Source organism: Martinezella lusitana, from assembly GCF_900094565.1.
Lineage (GTDB): Bacteria > Pseudomonadota > Alphaproteobacteria > Rhizobiales > Rhizobiaceae > Rhizobium > Rhizobium lusitanum.
Window position 1 is genome coordinate 1 of sequence record NZ_FMAF01000026.1, and the last position, 19,481, is coordinate 19,481.

18 protein-coding genes and 2 pseudogenes are annotated in these 19,481 nt (G+C 56.8%); 7 read left to right on the plus strand and 13 right to left on the minus strand.

The genetic code is table 11. From position 1 onward, the window contains the following. Positions 1-18: 18 nt before the first annotated feature. Positions 19-1,164: pseudogene (locus tag GA0061101_RS30325) on the minus strand (ISAs1 family transposase). Positions 1,165-1,683: 519 nt separating this feature from the next. On the opposite strand from GA0061101_RS30325, the gene GA0061101_RS30335 reads away from it, so the two are divergent. From GA0061101_RS30335 to arsK, 5 genes and pseudogenes are all read left to right on the plus strand, one after another. Further along, positions 1,684-1,962 carry a hypothetical protein gene (locus tag GA0061101_RS30335; RefSeq protein WP_004119911.1) on the plus strand — a complete coding sequence of 93 codons (279 nt, stop codon included), beginning with the start codon at positions 1,684-1,686 and terminating at the stop codon, positions 1,960-1,962. Positions 1,963-2,241: 279 nt separating this feature from the next. Further along, positions 2,242-2,592, plus strand: a complete 351-nt coding sequence (locus tag GA0061101_RS30340; protein ID WP_004119910.1) for a DUF3088 domain-containing protein — start codon at positions 2,242-2,244, stop codon at positions 2,590-2,592. A gap of 91 nt (positions 2,593-2,683) precedes the next feature. After that, positions 2,684-2,899: a hypothetical protein gene (locus tag GA0061101_RS30345; RefSeq protein ID WP_004119909.1), complete on the plus strand. Its 216-nt coding sequence runs from the start codon at positions 2,684-2,686 to the stop codon at positions 2,897-2,899. A 450-nt stretch (positions 2,900-3,349) separates the two neighbouring features. Then, positions 3,350-3,556 (plus strand): annotated as a pseudogene (locus GA0061101_RS30350) (arsenical resistance protein ArsH); the annotation flags it as partial. Beyond that, a complete protein-coding gene (arsK, locus tag GA0061101_RS30355; RefSeq protein ID WP_004119907.1) occupies positions 3,553-4,788 on the plus strand; it encodes an arsenite efflux MFS transporter ArsK in 1,236 nt (411 codons plus the stop codon). The pseudogene GA0061101_RS30350 and the gene arsK, both read left to right, overlap by 4 nt. A gap of 255 nt (positions 4,789-5,043) precedes the next feature. On the opposite strand, the gene qatD is transcribed toward arsK, so the two are convergent. The 4 genes from qatD to GA0061101_RS30375 all read right to left on the minus strand — a co-directional run bounded on the left by qatD (position 5,044) and on the right by GA0061101_RS30375 (position 9,789). After that, on the minus strand, positions 5,044-5,784 hold the full coding sequence (gene qatD / locus GA0061101_RS30360) for a Qat anti-phage system TatD family nuclease QatD (protein WP_004119906.1): 741 nt from the start codon (positions 5,782-5,784) through the stop codon (positions 5,044-5,046). Beyond that, complete coding sequence (qatC, locus tag GA0061101_RS30365) at positions 5,781-7,016, minus strand: Qat anti-phage system QueC-like protein QatC (protein WP_240535453.1); 1,236 nt, start codon at positions 7,014-7,016, stop codon at positions 5,781-5,783. Before qatC ends, qatD begins: the two co-directional genes overlap by 4 nt. A gap of 35 nt (positions 7,017-7,051) precedes the next feature. Further along, positions 7,052-7,648 (minus strand): Qat anti-phage system associated protein QatB, encoded by a 597-nt coding sequence (gene qatB, locus GA0061101_RS30370; RefSeq protein ID WP_240535452.1) that lies wholly within the window; start codon positions 7,646-7,648, stop codon positions 7,052-7,054. Positions 7,649-7,938: 290 nt separating this feature from the next. Beyond that, a complete protein-coding gene (locus tag GA0061101_RS30375) occupies positions 7,939-9,789 on the minus strand; it encodes a KAP family P-loop NTPase fold protein (RefSeq protein WP_004119903.1) in 1,851 nt (616 codons plus the stop codon). 152 nt (positions 9,790-9,941) lie between these two features. Between GA0061101_RS30375 and GA0061101_RS30380 the strand changes: the two genes are divergently transcribed. Together GA0061101_RS30380 and GA0061101_RS30385 are read left to right on the plus strand one after the other, a co-directional pair. Then, the gene (locus GA0061101_RS30380; protein WP_004119902.1) at positions 9,942-11,573 is read left to right on the plus strand and encodes an ATP-dependent nuclease; all 1,632 of its coding nucleotides are present in this window, start codon (positions 9,942-9,944) and stop codon (positions 11,571-11,573) included. Then, entirely contained in the window at positions 11,570-12,709 is a 1,140-nt protein-coding gene (locus GA0061101_RS30385; RefSeq protein WP_004119901.1) for a UvrD-helicase domain-containing protein, read from the plus strand. Before GA0061101_RS30380 ends, GA0061101_RS30385 begins: the two co-directional genes overlap by 4 nt. An 85-nt stretch (positions 12,710-12,794) precedes the next feature. Here GA0061101_RS30385 and GA0061101_RS30390 read toward each other — a convergent pair whose 3' ends face one another. The 8 genes from GA0061101_RS30390 to GA0061101_RS30425 form a co-directional block, all read right to left on the minus strand. Further along, complete coding sequence (locus GA0061101_RS30390) at positions 12,795-14,030, minus strand: type II toxin-antitoxin system HipA family toxin (protein ID WP_004119898.1); 1,236 nt, start codon at positions 14,028-14,030, stop codon at positions 12,795-12,797. Next, the gene (locus GA0061101_RS30395) at positions 14,023-14,613 is read right to left on the minus strand and encodes a helix-turn-helix domain-containing protein (protein WP_015341966.1); all 591 of its coding nucleotides are present in this window, start codon (positions 14,611-14,613) and stop codon (positions 14,023-14,025) included. Before GA0061101_RS30395 ends, GA0061101_RS30390 begins: the two co-directional genes overlap by 8 nt. Before the next feature lie 152 nt (positions 14,614-14,765). After that, positions 14,766-15,224, minus strand: coding sequence for a hypothetical protein (locus GA0061101_RS30400; RefSeq protein ID WP_240535451.1), 459 nt, complete (start codon positions 15,222-15,224; stop codon positions 14,766-14,768). Then, positions 15,221-15,841, minus strand: coding sequence for a hypothetical protein (locus GA0061101_RS30405; protein WP_004119892.1), 621 nt, complete (start codon positions 15,839-15,841; stop codon positions 15,221-15,223). The genes GA0061101_RS30400 and GA0061101_RS30405 overlap by 4 nt, the downstream gene beginning before the upstream one ends. 23 nt (positions 15,842-15,864) lie before the next feature. After that, positions 15,865-16,590: a DUF5677 domain-containing protein gene (locus GA0061101_RS30410; RefSeq protein WP_240535450.1), complete on the minus strand. Its 726-nt coding sequence runs from the start codon at positions 16,588-16,590 to the stop codon at positions 15,865-15,867. 258 nt (positions 16,591-16,848) lie between these two features. Beyond that, positions 16,849-17,838: a hypothetical protein gene (locus GA0061101_RS30415; protein ID WP_004119888.1), complete on the minus strand. Its 990-nt coding sequence runs from the start codon at positions 17,836-17,838 to the stop codon at positions 16,849-16,851. 6 nt (positions 17,839-17,844) lie between these two features. Beyond that, positions 17,845-18,348, minus strand: coding sequence for a hypothetical protein (locus GA0061101_RS30420; protein WP_004119886.1), 504 nt, complete (start codon positions 18,346-18,348; stop codon positions 17,845-17,847). A gap of 22 nt (positions 18,349-18,370) precedes the next feature. Next, positions 18,371-19,471 (minus strand): helix-turn-helix domain-containing protein, encoded by a 1,101-nt coding sequence (locus GA0061101_RS30425; RefSeq protein ID WP_004119883.1) that lies wholly within the window; start codon positions 19,469-19,471, stop codon positions 18,371-18,373. Positions 19,472-19,481 lie beyond the last annotated feature (10 nt).

Here is a 19,481-nt window from a genome sequence, read left to right on the forward strand (position 1 = left end):
CTGAATCCGGGTTAACAGTCATGCTCGGATGATTTCGGCCATGTATTGTGGGTTTCTGCCTGCTTTGTTTCGTCTGAGTTTGATACTGCGCTTGTCGTTATGGCTTCGAACCATGTTGATGGCGAAGTGTCGGACGACGGCCATGTTGGCTGGTCCATGCCCGGTTCGAGATCGGGCGGCATCCTCGTTGAAGGTGACGTCGAGTACCCAATGGAGGGAGTTCTCGATGGCCCAATGGCCACGTATGGCCTCGGCGAACTGGAGCGCGGTCATCGACCGCGAGGAGATATAGAAGCGGACCTGGCTGCTTTGCCTGGACTTTTCATAGACTTGTGCTTGCACCTTGACGATGGTGGCGATGGACGGGAAGCGGTATTCGCCGGGAAAGCGCCTGTCGCCGGAGAGCCAGTCGATTTGAGTGGAGACGGTGACCCGCCGCTCTTCGACCCGGCCATGGCCCTTGTCGACTTCGGTCACGGTTGAGGTGAGGTTTGCCGGAGCGTCGGCAAAGAAGCGCTCGATCTCACCCATCAGGCCGGGCTGATTGGCCTTGGCCGCCAGGAGGTAATCAGCGCCTGCATCGAGCACCGCCTAGGCGGTTTTGGCATTGCAGGCAATGGCGTCGATGGTCACGAGCGCGCCTTTCAGGCGATCCTTTTCGGCCAACCGTTCCAGCAGCAAGGGGATGGTGTCCTGCTCACAGCTTGTCGTTGCCACTGCCTCTTGTCCAAGAACCAGCCGTTCACGGGTGGCGAAAGCCGAGACGAGATGCAGCGCCGCCCGGCCGTTGGCCCGGTCATGACTGCCGCGCGAGGTCTTTCCGTCAATCGCCACCAGCGCCGGAGCATCGGGTCGAAGCGTCGCCGCCCAGGATATGAAGCAGTTCGAAAACAGGTCCGGATCGATCCGGTTGAGCAGAATGCGCAGCCAGCGCGAACCCGGTATGCCATGGTGATAGGGAAGAAACCGACGTAAAAACGCCAGGTTATCCTCCCCCCATTCGACGACCTCGTCAAAATCGTCGCATGCGCCGATCGTCCCGCAAACGACCAGAAGAAGCACCTCGGGTAACGGATGGGCGACCCGCCATTGCTCCCGCTCATCCTCAACGAGACTAAAATGGTCCAGCAAAACCCGCAGCCGCGGGCGATCGTCTTCAAACATGTCGGCCTCCAAATCACCGACACTCTTGAATCACACCCAAACCGTTCAGGGAAGAAACGTTAACCCGAGTTCAGAGCCGTGCCTCGAAACCGCTTCCCTTGACGTCGGATCAATCGTGTTGAAGCAAGGGCTGGAGCAAGCCTGGTCCCAGGAGGCGGTTTCAGGTGCATGGGGCAGTACTATTCACAGGATGTGCGATCGGGCCATAGCATCCGCACTCGAGGGCGTCAGCGGAAGCGTCAGCTACATAGTCGACAACACGCGCTTTCTACCTCGGTCCATCATAGCCAGCACGCCTAAATACATTACGGACCGCCACCTGTGGGAACACCAACCCGTCAGGGGTTCCGTGGAGCTGCAGCAAGGCTGCGGCGGAATAGAGCCTGGTCCGAAGGACGTGCCTGTGAAATCACGTGGCACCGATGGGAAAACAAATGAAGAACGATTTACGCCGTGCTATGCCTATTCACGGCACCTCGTTTCATAGGTGATGCAGGGATAGACAAGCAGGATGCTGTGATGCTGAAAACCGATACCCGCCAAGCGAATTGGCGCCGTGCCAATCCAGGCAAATACGATGCTCACCTTGCTGTGCAGCGAGCGGTGAAGGCAGGCGAGCTAGAAAAGCAAATATGCGAGGTTTGCGGGATCGAAGCGGTCGATGCCCATCATGATCAATACGATGAGCCTTTAAGGGTGCGGTGGTTATGCCGACGGCATCACACCCGGCTTCACCACTACGGCGAAGATATGTTTCCGATCAGGGACTTGATCACTGGCAGCGACTGCAGAAACTGACACGCAGTCCAATAACTGTCCGTACGGGGCAAAATGACCTGGTCATAAATTATCTTGGCAGGCTTTCGAACAGAGGAGATATTTCGGACAGCCTATTCGGCCTAAATTGACCCATACCGCACCTTTGCCTAATCTTTCAATTTCGTTGCGGAGGTGTGGCGAACTGGAAAAAGCCTGTCCGACAAACGGACGTTTTGCGGGCCGTGCAAGAGGCTGCCGCGCACTTGAAGATTGGCAAGCCCGCGCTCTACAATGCACTGAAATCGGAAAGGAAATGAAATGGCGAACCGCGACCGACTGTTCTTGCTGCGCCCGGGCTTTGACGATTCTGCCTATCCAGGTCAGCAGTTTTATTGCTGGCACTGCGCCCTTCTGGAGGGGGTGCTGGCCTCGTTCCCGGATTTGGCGATGAAGCTTAATGTCGAGCGCATAGAATGGCCGAGACCCAGACAAAGCGTCATCGCCCTTGTTGGAGAGCAAAACCAGTCCTTGCCCTTGCTGGTACTAGCGGAGGGAGACAGCTCGCCTCATCAAACAGGGGTTTATGAGGGGCGCATCTTCATCGCAGAGAAAGACAAGATCCTTGCCGCGCTATCGGATCGGCACTGCTTTCCGCTCCCACATCCATAACCAGTGAAAAGCGGTTCTTCACTCGTTCTCAAAAGCCGGACAGAATCACCACTTCGGTGTCGTGACGCCTAAAGGGAGAGGACATGAACGGATGAGACTGGTACGCCTGACCTTGAATGCCGCAGTCTTGGTGCTCGGCCTTGGCGCAATCTTCTTTATGATCGGCGCCACACTTGAATTTCTGAGGATCGATGTGGGCATGGCCGACGTGTTCCGTAGCACCATCTATTCATCGATTTGCACGATCCTGTTGGCATTCGCCGCCGTCTGCCTGGACAAAGCCAACCAAGCATTGTTGCGGAAATAGATGCTCTGAGGCGTGGGTGGGGCCATGGCCCCTGCTCGCGATGAGGTCTCGGAAGATAGCCAATCGGTTAAAGAGGAACCTGCTGGCAAATCACTTAGACCTGAGCCCGAGGCTGGCATACGCAGCCCCCTCCATCCATACCAATGGTCTTGCAGCGACGGTAAATGACTTGCAAATCGCGCATAATTAGGTTGATCAGGGGTTGTAGGAAAGCACTACCGGTGTGGCGGATATCCAAGTTCAACTGTGCGCATATCCTTGGTGGCAAGGCGGCCATCACTTGACGCGGAGAAAGATAATCGCGACATTTCAGAGATGACTATATTCAACCTCCTCGCTGTGAGAGTTCAGATCCGGACCGGCACCTTTGGTGCCAGTACGCGCTGCATCTGTCCTTCGCCTTGTCAGCAAGGCGGTCGACGCCGGTTGGGGCGAGCGGGAGGTTGCCGCAGCACTCGAAAGGCTTTCCAGGAATTCGATGCCAAGGGCCGGATGAAGCCATCCTCCTATTATGACCGTGTCGTCGATGTCTGCGAGGAGCTGGCAAAGTTCACCTGGCTGACGCGTGATGCGTCCGGCTACCTGACAGACCGCTACAGCGAGCGGAAAGAGGAGGCCGAAAAACTCGAACAGCGCGTGAGCCTCAAATCCATATGACGATGATCAGCACCGAACGACCGCCCGTCGCGGCTATCCTTGCCCTCGGTCTCACGCAGATCATCGGGTACGGATCGCTCTATTACAGCTTCAGCATCCTCGCACCGGGCATAGCGCGGGATCTGAAATGGTCGTCGAAATGGATTTTTGGCGCGTTGTCGGCCGGTCTCCTGATCGGCGGCTTGGCGGCCCCAGCCATGGGCAAGTGGATCGACCGCTTTGGTGCCGGTCGCGTCATGACAGCCGGCTCGGCGATTGCCGCCGCCGCCCTTGTGGCTTGTGCGTTTGCCTCTGGCAAGATTGCCTTCGTCGCCGCCCTGATCGCGCTTGAGACGGCTTCCAATCTCGTGCAGTACGGTGCGGCCTTCGCGCTTCTCGTTCAGATCAGACCAAAGGTCGCCCAGCGCAGCATTACCTACCTGACGCTGATCGCCGGCTTCGCCTCGACGATCTTCTGGCCGATCACGACGGCGCTCAACGCGCATATGTCGTGGCAGAATGTCTATCTGGTCTTCGCTGCGCTCAATGTCGCTGTCTGCCTGCCGATCCATGCGTGGCTGTCGTCCAGCGTCACCAGAAGCCGCAAGCGTGCATCGGCCGAGCCTGCAAAGCATGTCGAGCCAAGTCTCTCTCCGTCGATCCGCTCGCCAGCCTTCATGCTAATGGTAACAGGCTTTGCGCTGGAGAGCTTTGTCAATGCCGCGCTCCTCGTCCACATGGTCCCGGTTCTGTCGGGACTTGGGCTCGGAGCGATGGCGCTCATGGTAGGCACGCTGTTCGGCCCGTCGCAGGTGCTGAGCCGGTTCATCAACATGGTCTTCGGAGGCGGCCTACCGCAGCTGGTGCTGGCGCTGATCTCCGCCGTGCTGTTGCCGGCCGCGCTGGTCATCCTGATTGTCACCGCCCCCTCCGTGCCAGGCGCACTGGTGTTCGCCGTGGTCTTTGGCCTCGGCTCGGGCTTGAGCAGCATCGTGCAGGGAACCTTGCCGTTGGCGCTCTTCGGCAGTGAGGGTTACGGCCAACGACAGGGACAGGTATTGGCCATCCGTCTGGTGGTCTCGTCGACGGCGCCCTTTATCCTGGCATTCCTGATGACGAACGTCGGGGTGTTCTGGTCACTAACGGTTGCCGCCACTGTCGGCGCGATTGCCGTATTTGCGTTCGTCGCAATCAGCCGGCTGGCGCACCTGCCTGACCCTTCGCATCTCGCTCTTAACCGTGCCGAGACCTGATCTTTTCAACAGCCTTTGCGAAGGATCGAAGACAGTCCGCTCAACAGATCTCGAGATGTCCTCGACGGTGCCGCAAGGATCGCCATATCGCCAACCTCGCACGCCTTGAACCAATTCGAACTACCGACCGGAACGAAATTTTGCAAGGTACTGAAAACACATTCATTTCGCGATAAATCGAATGGCCCATGGTTTTGACGCAACGCATATTTTAGGAGGATGCTCTCGACAAGCGATCGCGCCCCTTATGCGCGGTTAGCTTTCGGCTCGACCATAGCCCAATTGTCGTAAGTTCTCCGCCACCCGCCCTTCGACCGAAAGCGCATCTTCCGACCACAGTTCTGCGATCGCGTTCAATACGCGGTCGAGCTCCCATGGTAGAACAGACCTGCCCTCGATTTGTGTGAATGGTCCGTCAGATTCGGTTAACAGGCGATCACGGGGGATCATTTTGACGATATCCCGGCCCTTCTGACCATGGATCATCCCTGGTCCCACGCTGAACCAACAGCCCATGGAGACGGCGCGATCCAGCTCTCGCTTTGTCCCCGAAAACCAATGAAGGATTGGTGTTCCTGCGCCTTTGTGCGCTTCGAGTGCGTCCATTACTTGCGTGGCCGCCCGCCGACTATGAATAGTCATTACACGACCGCCCGCCTGGTCGCATAGATCTAAAATGCGATGAAACACCCGCTTTTGGGTTTCCCAGTGGGGTCGCAACTCGGGTGAGCCGTCTAACCCGATCTCCCCTACGTATGTGGCTGATGGCAGGAGTTTTTCAAATAAGGGAAGTTCGCCATGGCGTTCATGTGCAATCTGTGGGTGCAGCCCGAGCGCCGTTCTGATCCGCTTTGCCTTATGTGAAAGAGCAAGCGTACCTTCCCAAGCCGAGGGCGTGTTAGTGACAGAGAGAACATAGATATTCCGGCTCACGCAGGACTGCGTGACCGCAACAGGATCCGGGTACAGATCAAGATGGCAATGGAAGTCAATCACTTAACACCATATAGTCGATGCAGCTCACCGAGTTCGTTTAACCCTCGATCTAGCATGCCGCGGACACCGTTACGATCACCAATATCCGGAGGCGACAAGGTGTGGCCAAGCCACCGATCGAGGCCGTCAGCTTTCACCGAAGCCAACGCTATGGCAACGGAACGAACATCATCGAACGACGCGTGGTCTTCATCATCCTTTCCCAAGGGCTCGTAGACGTAATCCGTCGTATCGCGCTTCGCGTCCCATGCGACGAATGCTGCCCGTCTCACTTGACAGGGAACGCAGCGACCGCAGTGCCGGTAATTGAACCGCTGAAAGCGCCCACAGCTGGTCGAATGCGCGGCCTCGGTCTGAAGGAAAATCTGGTCCTTGCATTCGATAAGCATCTCGCCCTTCGTTTTTTGGGCGTAGGGATTTTCGATCTTCACGTTGAGGCTTGCGGCATCGAGGATCTTCTGGAATCGCGTTAGGAAGACAGGGTGCGCCGTGCGCGTGCTCAGGCTTCCAAGCCGGGAACCGGTGAGCGGCGGATTGATCGCAATGAACCCATTTTCGCAAACGTAGAGCGGGGCGGTGTTGCCTTTTGCGTATTTCTCCAGCGATGTAGCTACGACCACGCCAAAGGTCAAAAAGATCAGAGAGCGCGCTCGCTGTGACGTTTCCTGCACGGTGGGGGAAGTCGCAACGTGATTGAGCTGCAGGTGCTTCGTCAGACCAATTTCCTGTGCGAAATCCCGTTGCTTCAGACCGTCCCCTCGAACGTTCTGGCTGACTGCCACCGGCTTCAATCCATCACGAGTCAGATCGATTGCGCCAACGAGACTGTCCAATCCGCCGGACAACAACACGACGCAGTCTTCTTTCAGCACCGAAATCTTCTTCGGCGGAGCGGGTAAAACGCCGCCGTCATGAAACCGAAGCTTCCAGCGGTCCGTTGTCAGGAACGCGAGCGCCTGCCGAAATTCGTTGGCCATCGTATTCCAGAAAGCTCGGTCGGAAACGGCGACATCGAGTTCAATCTCTCTAGTCCAGCCATCGGCGCTGTCATCCCGCAGTACCGAAAAGTCGGCGGTGATGATTGAAAGTGCGATCGAAAGCAGATCCCATGCCCGTCGATGGGGGTTCAGCCCCTTTCGCCGAAGCTCTGCCTTGACGGCTTCACCCGCACTTGCCTCCGAGGGGATGCGTGGCTGACCATACAGGACAACACGCAGATCGCCTTCTTCCAATGGAAGCTCGAACGATCCAGGTCCACAAACGAGCCTCATTCTGCGTATCCCTCGAAAACCTGAAAGGTATCCCGTAGTGCATCTCTAACCACCGCGGCGATACGGTTCGAGTTTACGCTCTTGCCCGCCGCTCTGAGTTTGCGAAAGGAAGCAGCTACGGTCTGCTTGATGTAGTCACGCACCTGTTTCAGGCGACTGAGAGCCACTGTGGCGGTGGGCGCTTTCTCGATGATTGTTTTTCCGACATCGAGTTCGAACCGACGAGCAACATCCATTGCGGTGAAACGCTCGATGGCGAATTCACGCTGTTCCGGTGTCAGGGCAGCCAAATCGGCATCAGGGTACTTCACCAAGAGATCCGAAAGCGAGTCCTTGATGGCGGTTCGTTCAGCCTCGGCGTCCTGAGTGCCGTCGACCGGCCGAACCGCTTCGACGACAGCATCCATCACCTCGTTCGCGGTGCGGCCCGCAAGAAGCGCCGGATCCAGTGCACTGCCTGCGGGCTGTTGCCCCATAGTTTCGAGGATGCCGCCGAGTGCACTGGCTGTGGAAGCGGTCCCACCAAATCTGCTGGTGGTCGTCCTCGATCCGCCGTAGCCGTTACGCACGTAGTTTCCCAAGCTGCGGCGCATATCACTTAAGTTTCCGGCCTTCGCAAATTCGCCAAGGCTTCGGCGGGTACCAGCGAACCGGTGACCGGGCGCGAGAGGGGCCGCTGGTGGCGGCACGTTAGGCGCAACGGGTTTGTTGGGAGCGGCATCTACCGGCTCCTGCTCCGGCGGATTTAGATCTGGAGCGGGGTCTGGCGGCGCGTCCGGTGGTTGATCACCGGAAGGCGGATCTTCCGCCGGTGGCGCGGGGGTCCACGCGGGCACCATGTGGACGCCTCCCTTGGGTCCGTTACTTGATTGAGATGTCCCCATTATTGTTCGGCCTTCTCAATCGCTCTTTTGACCACCAGCGGCACGCCCGTGCGCTTCCATTTCTCGAAAACGCCGTCCGCCCAAGGTTGGTCTCCGATTTTCGGAACGATCCCCGGAGTAATCTGCGCCGGTGGACGATCGTTCAGAAATGCCGCCAATCGTAGTCCTTGCTGAGGATCGGCTTTCGCAACCGCGAGGCAGGCTTCCAGGATAGCTGGAACTCCCCATTCTTGTTCTTGATGAGCACGGTCCAGGAGACGATCCATAATGATCGAGGTTTCTACGCGCGACACGCGTGCCAATTTGTCGACCAGGGCCGCAGCCATTTCAGGGTGGGTGAGCATTGCGGTCAATATTTCGGCCGCTTCGGTCGTTAAACGGTCACCGGGCGTTATGAGCGGCGCGTGCTCGCGGCTCACATACAAAGCGCCCAACAACTTCGCATCGTGTAGCGGCGGAGGCAAAGCCAGCCATTCCCTCGAGAAAGGAGCATCCCAGGGCGCGGCAAGGTTTAGGTCTTTTCCCTCTGTGGCCGCTTCTTCCCAATCCTTCAGGAATCTGGGTTTGCCGTCATCGTCTTGGCTAACGGCCTTCAATAGTTCGGCGTAAGCCAACGGGCTACCGAGACGTTCGAACAGGAGAAGCTTGGCGAGGACCGCCTCATCCACGCCGACGCCCTGAGCATTGGAGATCGCCATGCGGATAGAAAGTGCATTCAGGAAACGCTTGATCAGTCGGGGATTACCGACGATGCCCGAGGCAGTCGTCATGATAGGCGCAAGCCTTTCAGCCGTATCAAAACGTCCGATAAGATCTGCCGGTATGTTCTCGTGCAGTCCCGTTACATATGCCTTGTCGACGCGCGCGCCCTGCCACGTCTTTCGCAACTGATCGATTATCCCAACCCGCAGTTTTTCCTTTACGTCGTCCTTCAAGTCGCTGTTTTCGATGTAGAGCAACATCATGTACGCGCGGACTTCCTGCGTTCCCAAGGGAGGAACGCGGATAGGCACCTGGATCAATTTGTCGAAGTAGCTCGTTACAAGTAGATCGTCGGGAACGCCTTCGAAATGCTTGCGGACGGCGTGTTTGATCATGTCGTTGTCGGCCGCGATGACGAATGCCGTATTTTTCAGAAACAGGAACAGCCGTATGGCCTCAAGGGTCGAGATCGTCGTCTCGGGGAGGCAACGGTCAAGGTCGTCGATCAACACGACAAGAGTTACCCCAAGCTCCTCAAGGGTCTCCTCGAAATTATCCCTGAGGGCTTGGATTTCCTTAGGTGGTGAGGTTTCCTCTGCCGGATTGAGAAGCCCGGAGGCAGCACTTGCCACCTCACCCGCTTTCGATTTGGCGTCTTCGATTAGTTTTTGGTCGACGGAACCACCTAGAAACCGCTGCCCCAGCCCCCACACTTCGCCGATGAGCCCAGTTGGAGGAAGTCCCATCGACACCGCTATCGCCGAACCGGCAGCGAGCTTCATTGCACGCAGCCAGTTCACGCGCTTGATGAGCGCCTTGGCCTTGTCTACTCCTCTTTCGCGCGCTCTTGCTTCCTGCTCTAGCTTCGTCGCGATGACGTCCATCAATGCGGCGCGAGCGTCGTCATAACCTTGGTAAAGCCAAGCATTGAATTCGACGAAGACGAAGTCCTTCTCGCCTTCTTTCCTCTCTCGGTTAGCGAGGGATGCTTGGGTCAGTTTTATCATGGAGGATTTTCCAATGCCCCATGATCCCGAGACACCGATTGAAATTGGGCGCCCCCGCGCCTGGACGATGATTTCCGCTACGGTGTCGGCCACTCCCGAAAAATTAAGGAAGTCTTTTTCAGTCTCATTATCTGCCCACATTCAAGGCCTCCCCCGTCGCACCTGTCGATAGTAAAACCATCGCACCGAGACGTCGCACCGATGATTCGCGTCACCCTACATTTGCAACGTATTGTTCGCGCCGAAGCTGTGTCAATTTGGAAATTCTTGCCTCGCTGGAAATAGGGAAGTCGATGTACATCGAGAAGGTCAAGATAAAGAACTTCAAGTGTTTCGAAGGCTGGTTCGCAGCCGATTTCAATCGGGGCGTCAACATCATCGTCGGCAACAACGAAGCCGGAAAATCCACGCTGCTCGAAGCTATCCATCTATGCCTGACGGGTATGCTGAACGGGAAATACCTGCGCAACGAATTATCTCCCTATCTTTTTAACCGGAAGGTCGAGCGGGCGTATCTGGACAGCATCGCCGCGAAACAACCTCTCGATCCGCCGGAGATCCAGATCGAGCTGTTTTTCGGCGGTGATAGCGACGCGTTGGAAGACCTGCGCGGAAACGGGAATTCCGAGAAAAACGACAAGGCTCGCGGCCTTCTCTTCTCGATCGAGTTCGACAAGAAATATGACGGTGCCTATACCGAGTTGCTGAAGAACAGGGAGATCAACTCGATACCCTTGGAATTCTATCAGGTGCAATGGTCGGAATTCTCCCGCCAACCGGCGATGCCTCGCACCATTCCCATTAAATCGGCCCTCATCGATTCAACAAGCACGCGTGTGCAGAGCGGTTCGGATATGTACATCTCCCGCATCGTCAGAGAGTTTTTGGACGACAAGGAACGTGTTGCGATATCCCAAGCCCACCGCAAGCTGAAAGACGCCTTCAAGGCCGACGGCAATGTCGGCGCCATTAATGAAAGATTGGCGGAAGCGGCGAAGATCAGCCGAAAAAAGGTCAGCATCTCGGTCGATATGTCGTCTCATAATGCCTGGGAAAACAGCCTCATGACTTATATCGAGGATGTGCCCTTCCACTATATCGGCAAGGGCGAGCAGTGCATCGTCAAAACGCGACTCGCGCTGAGCAGCAAAAAGAACAGCGAAGCGACCGTATTGCTGATCGAGGAACCGGAAAACCACCTCTCGCACTCGAAGCTCAACCAGCTCATCAGCGATATCAGCACCGACAATAGCGGCAAGCAGGTCATCATCACCACGCATAGCAGCTTCGTCGCGAACAAACTAGGACTGGACCACCTGATCCTGTTACGGGAAGCGAAGGTCACACGGATCGAGGATCTGGACGCGAGCGACTTCTTCCATAAGCTGCCTGGCTATGACACGCTGCGTCTCGTGTTGTCGCAGAAGTCGATCCTTGTAGAGGGCGATGCGGACGAGCTGGTCGTCCAACGGGCCTACATGGATACCAACGGGGGAAAATTGCCGATCGACGACGAGATCGATGTCATCTCGGTCGGGCTTTCGTTCCTGCGTTTTCTCGAACTGGCGACGGCGCTGAAAATCCCCGTCGTGGTCGCAACCGACAACGACGGGGATACTGCTGCGCTTGAAAAGAAGTACGCCAAATACAAGGACGTCGATCATATCACAATCTGCTATGATCCTGTGGTGGATAAGGGCGACCTGGTCCTCGGCGGCAAGCCTTTCAACTATAACACCCTTGAGCCGAAACTGGTCAAATCCAATAGCGTCGAGACCTTCAACACGCTGTTCGGTACCAAGCATGATCTCGATAACCTTCATCGTTATATGAAGAACAACAAGACCGAATGCGCGCTGGCGATTTTCTCGGCGAAGACGAAAATCAGTTATCCGAAATATATTCTGGATGCGATCGCCAAATGATGGGGCCGAATAAGCTCGTCATTGCTGCGGCAGGCTCGGGGAAGACCACCTACCTCGTCAGGCAGGCGCTTGCCGTTGAACAAAAACGGGTCCTCATCACCACCTACACGGAATCGAACGAAAAAGAGATCCGGCGCAAATTTTTCGAAATCAATGGCTCGGTTCCGGGCAACGTGCATATCCAGACCTGGTTCAGTCTGCTGATCGAGCACGGCATCAAGCCCTTTCAAGGCAAGCTGTTCGATTGGGATGTCGCTGGCATGCTTCTAGTTTCGCAGAGATCCGGTTTGCGCGGGCGCGACCGGCAAGGCCGTCCCATGTATTGGGGTGAGGAAGATTTCAGACGCTGCTACTTCGACCGTCGAAATCGCGTCTATTCAGACAAATTGTCGAGGCTGATGATACGGTGCAACGAGGCATCGGACGGCGCTGTCATCGAGCGGCTTTCCCGTATCTATCACTTTATTTTCGTAGATGAGGTGCAGGATCTGGCAGGCCACGACCTCGACATTTTGGCGGCGCTCTTCCAAAGCCCCGTCAACGTCGTCATGGTGGGTGATCCCCGTCAGGTCACCTATGTGACCCATCTGGAGGCTCGCCTTAAGAAGTACAGGGATGGCGGCATTGCCGACTTCATTCGGGCGGAACTTCCCCGAAAGGTTACCTGCGATATTGATGTGACCAGCCTCATGACATCGCACCGAAATAGCACCGCTATCTGTGAACTATCGTCGAAGCTCTATCCAAAGTTGGCGGCTGCGACTGCATGTAAATGCGTCGACTGCAGGCAGCCGGTCCCTGGTGATGCGGGTCTCCACATCGTCCGACGTAACGATCTGCCACGCTATCTCAAGACCGGACGACCGGTACAGCTGCGATGGAGTTCCGCCGTTAAGGTCGCATCTGTAGAACTGCCGTCGCTTACATTCGGACGATCCAAGGGACTCGGTTTTGACCGCGTCATTATCTATCCGACGAATGAAATGATGGACTGGCTGAAGAGCGCCCAATCGGCGTTGAAAGCCGAAACCCGTGCAAAACTCTATGTTGCCCTAACCCGCGCAAGGCATACGGTAGCGGTGGTCCATGACCTTGCCGATGGTGAAGTCGTTCCAGGATTCACATTGTTCCAGTAGCGAAAATCTCCGGAAAATGCACCCTATATAGATCTATGATTTCATCCTTGGCGGTGGGGCATCATCTTCCGATGATGACCTTTTTCTAGGTAGCTTCGTTGAATTCCCGATACAGCTCGATTGTGGGCAGATGTGCATCGATAGTCTCGCGCACCTTCGCGGCCATCGGCAGGTTGTTTTTCTCGTTTTTCCACACATCCATAAACCGTCCGACCGTCTCGCGTGCTGTGTCGAGGACCAGCTTTTCGGACAGCGCCGACTTGGCGGCCAGATGTGCAAGCTCGTCCTTCGATAGCTCCGCCATTCTTTTCGTGCGTGAAAAGTTAAGCGCGGCCGTATCCTCTCCCTCGATATAGGGGATTGTCGATAGCAGGTCGTAAGCCGGCGAGAGCGCAGGGGTACGGCGATCGGGGTAGATCAGCGACCAGTTCTTCAGATGCATGTCGCCATTGCCGATCAGTGTGCTGAAGACCAACCGGCGGATGAACTCCGCCACGTCGGCCGTGCTCGTCTCGATGCCGAGGACGCGGGCGATCATCCGGTAATTGCCCTTGCTGTACTTGTCATCCGGCTTCACGCCAAACACCTGCGCAAAATCCTCGATATGCACCGGACCCTCCGGCGTACGGTCGAAACGCCTAATGGCGAGCGCCTGCCCGTGCAGTTCTCCTACCCCCTGTGGCAGGCCGCTCACCGCATCCAGCTCGACCAGCTGGATCTCCGGCACGTCCATGCCCATCATCGCGGCGATGGTCATCATGGAGAATTCGTTCTCCGGCACGCCGCTATACTGCTGGGAGGGCAGCTTCACGATCCATGATCCACCGGTACCCTCGGCCGGAATAGTCAGGCCGCCTCCCTTCGTGGTGTTCTTGAAGGCCGAGAATTTCAGCTGCACACCGGCCAACGAAAAGCGCAATGCATTCGGTCGCGCTTCGACAGAAGCCTGCTCGTCATCGGGCGGCAGGTCATCACCCACGGTGGGATGGACCGTCACTGCACCGGGCAGATCACGACCGAGCATCCAGAGCAGGAAGAATTCCCGCGTCTGTTTTACGCCAGCACGCTCGGCGAGGTATTTTCGCAGCGGCCCTTCCGGCAACAGGTTCGAGAAGAAGGGTGGGACCACCATGTTATATGGGCGGAACTTCGTAATCAGGGCGCCGAACGGGTCCTTGAAGGACAAGCTGAGTGTCGGCCGCTTTTCGTTTTCGATATAGTCCTCGTTGAATGCGAAGATGGTGCGCCCGTCCTGCAGGTTCGTCAGGGTCGCGACCGGTTCTCCGTTTAGCCTGACATCGAGTACCGTGACCTTAGGCATCATCGTCCTCCTCATCCAGCGCGTAGGCCGAGCGCGGGATTGCGTCATCCCGGTCGCGATGCACCGCGGCGTTGCGCAGTTGCCTTATCTCGCGAACGATCGCACCCATTTCCTGACGTGACATCTTGTCGGTCTGAGAATTTTCAAGGCGGTTGGCTGCCCGCCTGAGGATGTCCAGCTCGTCGGGAGTCAGTGGCAGATGGCGTAGGAGGCCCAGGCTATCCTTGAACGCGTCCGCGTCGGCACTCGTCCCGACCCCATACCCGTACTGCGCAGACGATCGCTCGAGACGCGCGACCAGTTTGCGTTGGTCAGATGTGAGGACGTCATTCGACGCCGAACTACTTTCGAGGATGTTGCGGATCGCCGGCATCAGCTTCTTCGGCGCAAGGACGATCTCGAGGTCGAGCGCGCGCGCCACATCCACCAAGCTGCCGAGCCCAGGCTCCATTGTACCCCGCTCGATCTGGGAAATATGGCTCTGCGTCAGGCCCGAACGAGCGCTCAGCTCACGCTGGCTTACTTTCTGTCCTTCCCGGGCAGCGCGTAACTGCTGTGTTATATGCTCTGTTTTATATGCCACGATCATTATCCTGTATCGCATGATGGGAGATATACAGGATAATATATAGACAATTCCGTAAGGCAGCGCAACTCTGATATACAGATCTGTATCACTGAACAATTTTATATATAATCATATGTCAATCAGCCATGATGACTCATCATACCGGCCTAGCTTCTGTAGCCGCCCATGAGGGCGCGCAACATATCGGCCTGTGCAGACCCTGCCGGCATCGTATCCACTGTGAAAGGGACATTGATATAGGCCTGCCCGTCAGGTTGCGGCTGCGCATGCACGCCGAATTCCTCAAAAAGCCGGTAACCGACCGCCCCGACATCGATCAGCGCATCATAGCTCGGCCACTCACCACGCGTATCCCATAGGCCGCGCAGCTGCTCCACCAGCCGGCCGATCGCCCTGACCAAAGCCTGATCCTCGGTCGGCAATTCTGGCGCCACCTCGCAGAGGTTGTCGGATTCGTTCATCCCGTCCAGATGGCCGAACAGGTAGGATGCGATCCGCAAGGGCTCAAGAATGACAATACCGACTTCCTGAAAGACCCGCACCACATTGCCATGCAGGCGATAGGACCGGATGGCATCGTGCGCCCTGCCGCGGCAATCCTTCAACCGAACGGCCAAATTGTCGCGGAAACGGGCTTCCTCGTTGACCGCGAACCCCGCCGACAAACGGCAGACCGCATATTCACCCCGGCAGGCTTCGGCGAAGTGCTGCTCGTGATCGCTGATGAAATGCCCGGTCGGCGGACGAAAATGGATGCCGGGAATTGGTCCTCGCGAAAGGCGATTTCTTCGACATGTGCGCATTCATGGGCGATGATGGCAATGGCCGTGCGGAAATCCTCTTCATCGCGATCGGCCCCCTCGAGCACAATCGGGCATACCGGACCCGCGGACAAAACGATATGTGTCTTCACGGCGTCGCCACGCATGACCACGACACTCTTTCCGACGCCGGCCAGGCCCTCGTCATTGGTGCGGCTCAACGGCGCCAGCCCTTCGACGCCCCGATCGAGGTCGCGCAGCGCCTCGTCGTAATCGACCGCTACGGTCACACCGTCGAGCGCGCTGATATCGATATATTCCCCGACCTCGCGCAGAATGTGGAACATCTGCTGCCCGAGGCATTCGGCGCCGTACTGGTTGGTGATGCCCTGTACCGTCACCTGAATCTGCGGAAGCGTGGAGGCAGGCACCTCTTGTCGCGGCGTGTCGCTCGTATCCATATTAGCCCCTCTCTCCCCTCACCTCATGCGGTTTCACCCAGCTGCGCCTGCCCGCCGGCGGCAAGCACCTTATAGCGGGCATGCAGGTTATAGAATGCTTCGTCGCCCACCATGGTGAGTATCATGCGCACAAGGCTGAAGACGCACAGCAAAACGGAGAGGCCGAGTATGTTCAGCGTCTCCTGCAGCTCGTCTTCCTCCAGCAGAGGATCGAGGCTGAACAATGCGGTCCCGTCCGGCAGGAACGAACGATGCCGTAATAGCGAGCTGTAGGTGACATGTGCCGTGTCGGCCGAGATCTCACGATACATGTGCGCCATGCGCGGGAACTGGCTGTCCTTGCTCAGGTCACTCGGCTTGAGCTGCGCGCCCTTCTTGTCATTCAGGAATTCCTGCAGCAGCTTATGCGAGCCGGCATCAAGGTCCGTCTGCATGTCCTTTAACGCCTTGGCTCTCGACCATTTACTCGTGGCTTCGTCATCCTTGAGCGCCTGCAAATAGTCAGGCTTGCGGCACGCTGCATCCATATGGATCGCGCATTCGACGACCTTGCGGCAGGTACTGCGCACATCGAGCACCTTGTCATGCTCAGCGAGCAACAATGCCGTGTCGAACAATGTCAGGGCACGGGCGAACAGCGCGAATTTCACGAACAGCAGTTCGGGCTCTTCGCCTTCCGGCGCATCGAAGCTGTCCACGTCCGCGAGCTTCGCCGAGCCATGCGGAAATCCCTCATCCATTGCAGCCATGCTTCATTTATCTGGGGCTGATCATCATTCATGCGATTCTTCCTGGTTGCCACCGGTACATGTGGAGTCAAATAGCTATCCGGAGGATAATCCCACCGCCAAATGGTTCGGCGGAATGCGATGCGACTATGCGATAATCAGGAAGTCGGCAGCCGTCAGCGCCAAACCTTTGTCGAGAGAGGCGAACTGGACCGCAGCAGCCTTTTCCGTACCGTCAGCCTGGTACTGGAGAGCACCCGTGTCTTTATATGGCCGTTCCTACATCGTGGCGAACGTGAACGGAATGCGGAAGCCGCAATTGCCGTGCTCATCCCATTGGAAGAAGAAGCCACCCTCGCCCAGCACATCGATGATGATCTCGCCGATCGGTGCGAATTCGCTTCGATCTTCCCATTGCCCGTACCTGGCCCACAGTTCTCTTAGCGCGGTGCGCAGCCTTTCGAAAAACGGCGCGAACCAATGCCCTCCCAGCGCCCTGCGAACCGCAGGCACATCGTCTATCGTCAAGCCGTGACCGTCCATATGGCCGAGCAGATAACTGCCGCTCGTCATCAGGTTCTGGTAATACCGCAGGACCTCGGAGAGTATTCGGTCATGGTCGTGATCGGTGCGATAGCGTCGGATACATTCGTTTGCCCGGTTCATCGTCTCCTCGAGATGGGTGATGAATGCATTGGTGTAATCCTGCAGAGGATCTCGGCCGAACGGGGCTGCGATGCGGCAAGCCGCATACTCATCCCAGCAGGCGTTTTCGGCCTGCCCTTCGCAGGCATCTGCGGCATCATCGTAGATTTTTTTCAGCAGCGTATCGGGGAACGCCTTGTCAGTCGTCATGGCGAGTTCGACATGTGCGCATTCATGAGCGAGCAGATGCAGGGAATGGGCATAGTGCTCATCTTTCTCGTCCGGCAGTGAATAGATATAGGCAGCGTTCAGTACCAAATGCGATTTGAGAATACCGTCACGGATGACGCTCGGCGCCATCGCAACGCCTTCGACCAGCTCGGAGCTGGGCGTTAGGCGGTGGTCCGTCTCATATCCTCTATCGAGTGCGAGAAGCGCTTCCTTGTAATCGACGGCGATGGTGATGCCGTCCAGCCGCTCGAGATTGATGTAACGGCTCAACTCCCGCACATAATCGCCGACGCAATAGGCGAGCTTCTCGCCTGCTTTTTCTTCCATGCCTTGGACTGAAATACCAATGCTGGGCACGGTGATCGGTCGCTCTTCCTCGGTGGTCTCCGTCATGCTTCCTCACTCTGACTGCAAATGCGTCTTGGCCCAGACCAGCGCGCTCAACGCCCCTGCCCTTGCCTCTTCCACGGATGCGAATTCCTTGTTGCCGCTGCGGGTCGCACCGTTCTTGCGGTTCGTCACCACCACGCCAAAGCCTGCATTTTTAGGGAATACCGTCAGATTATACCCTTCGGTGTTGATGTAATCATTGCCCTTGGCCGAACGTTTCCATGAGCGCTCGGCCCATGTCCTACGGCGTTTGGCGAGGCTCCTTAATCCCCTCTCCCGTTCTTTCGGACGGACATAGTCCTCTTCCATATGTTCGGCACAGACGCAGTCAACGGCCAATGCTTCCGTGGTCTGGCCGTGCTCCATATAATGGACGTAGCGGATGGTGACGCTTTCGCACATTTCGCAAAGCTGGGAAGGCTCACCCAAATCCTCGATCCCGACACATGACCATCCCTTTTTGGGCACCCCAGCTTCGGACCATTTGCCATGACTCGTGTGATCCCTGGTCATCGCGTCCACTCAATCTTGACGTCTATTTCACGATACTGAGCTTTGAGCGTCGGACTTCACCACCCTCATTGTCGGTACCGTGCTGGGGCAGAATACAAAATAAAAGTCGTTCGACCTCAGTCATTGGAAGCGATAGCTCATCGGCAACGTCCACGAGACTTTTCCGCTCCGCCCAAAGCTGGGATAAAACCTTCCCCCATAGCACAGACGTTTCCCTGGGGATGCCATCAGGCTCGCTCGTGCGATAACCGCGTTTCCCAAGCTCGATACATATGGAACGGTATTGCCATTCGGAGAGCATGGGTCTGGTAAGATGTGCCAGTCGGTATGCCAGCGCCATTGCCGAGACGCGCCACCTTTTCTTCGCCCGTAAAATGAGATCAGCCGTTATAAGACGGGGCATTCTGACCCTGACGTCTTCCTCCGGCATTAGAAAGGCGGAAGCGAAGCGGTTTGCCTCCACCTCGGCCGTGCGTGTATCTTCGTCCGCGCCTGAGGTTTGGCCATGCCTGTGCAGGACCAAATGGCCCAGTTCGTGAGCCGCATCAAAAATACTACGCTCCGCCGATTTGAACGAATTCAGAAACACATACGCTTTGTCATTTTGCCAGAACGAGAATGCATCGACATTTGCGGTGGTTTCTTCTAGCCCCAGGACGCGGATGCCTTTGGCCTCCATCAGTTTCATCATGTTTGCGATGGGTTGGTAACTGAGGCCCCAGTGCTGGCGGAGAGCATCGGCGGCAGCTTCAGGTGTCAATTCCGGGTCGAAATGCGGCAAATCCAACGCCGGTAGATTGTATCGATTTTCAAGCCACTCATAGACTTCGACCCCGTTATCGCCGGCCGAAAGGGCAGCGTTTCGTTCTTTCGCGGTCATGCTCGACAGGCTGCGAAAGCTGACGATTTCTGCTGAAAGGAGTGCGGGGTCCTCCTTGAAGAAAAACTGCACGGGATAACCGAGAACCTCTGCGAGCTTCTCAAGTGTTCCAGAATCCGCCTGGTTCTGACCGGTTTCAAGCCGCGTGATTGTGACCGGCGATACGCCGGCCTTTTCTGCGAGTTCCTTCGCTGTCAGCTTCTGCCTTTTCCTGGCGAGGCTGAGTCTCTTTCCATTGAACATGATTGTTCGG

Bases quoted from the DNA above. Each gene is read 5' to 3' on its own strand.
- GA0061101_RS30335 (WP_004119911.1), top strand. From the start codon at position 1,684: ATGCTGAAAACCGATACCCGCCAAGCGAATTGGCGCCGTGCCAATCCA.
- GA0061101_RS30340 (WP_004119910.1), top strand. From the start codon at position 2,242: ATGGCGAACCGCGACCGACTGTTCTTGCTGCGCCCGGGCTTTGACGAT.
- GA0061101_RS30345 (WP_004119909.1), top strand. From the start codon at position 2,684: ATGAGACTGGTACGCCTGACCTTGAATGCCGCAGTCTTGGTGCTCGGC.
- arsK (WP_004119907.1), top strand. From the start codon at position 3,553: ATGACGATGATCAGCACCGAACGACCGCCCGTCGCGGCTATCCTTGCC.
- qatB (WP_240535452.1), bottom strand. From the start codon at position 7,648: ATGCGCCGCAGCTTGGGAAACTACGTGCGTAACGGCTACGGCGGATCG.
- GA0061101_RS30375 (WP_004119903.1), bottom strand. From the start codon at position 9,789: ATGTGGGCAGATAATGAGACTGAAAAAGACTTCCTTAATTTTTCGGGA.
- GA0061101_RS30380 (WP_004119902.1), top strand. From the start codon at position 9,942: ATGTACATCGAGAAGGTCAAGATAAAGAACTTCAAGTGTTTCGAAGGC.
- GA0061101_RS30385 (WP_004119901.1), top strand. From the start codon at position 11,570: ATGATGGGGCCGAATAAGCTCGTCATTGCTGCGGCAGGCTCGGGGAAG.
- GA0061101_RS30390 (WP_004119898.1), bottom strand. From the start codon at position 14,030: ATGCCTAAGGTCACGGTACTCGATGTCAGGCTAAACGGAGAACCGGTC.
- GA0061101_RS30405 (WP_004119892.1), bottom strand. From the start codon at position 15,841: ATGGATACGAGCGACACGCCGCGACAAGAGGTGCCTGCCTCCACGCTT.
- GA0061101_RS30410 (WP_240535450.1), bottom strand. From the start codon at position 16,590: ATGGCTGCAATGGATGAGGGATTTCCGCATGGCTCGGCGAAGCTCGCG.
- GA0061101_RS30415 (WP_004119888.1), bottom strand. From the start codon at position 17,838: ATGACGGAGACCACCGAGGAAGAGCGACCGATCACCGTGCCCAGCATT.
- GA0061101_RS30420 (WP_004119886.1), bottom strand. From the start codon at position 18,348: ATGACCAGGGATCACACGAGTCATGGCAAATGGTCCGAAGCTGGGGTG.
- GA0061101_RS30425 (WP_004119883.1), bottom strand. From the start codon at position 19,471: ATGTTCAATGGAAAGAGACTCAGCCTCGCCAGGAAAAGGCAGAAGCTG.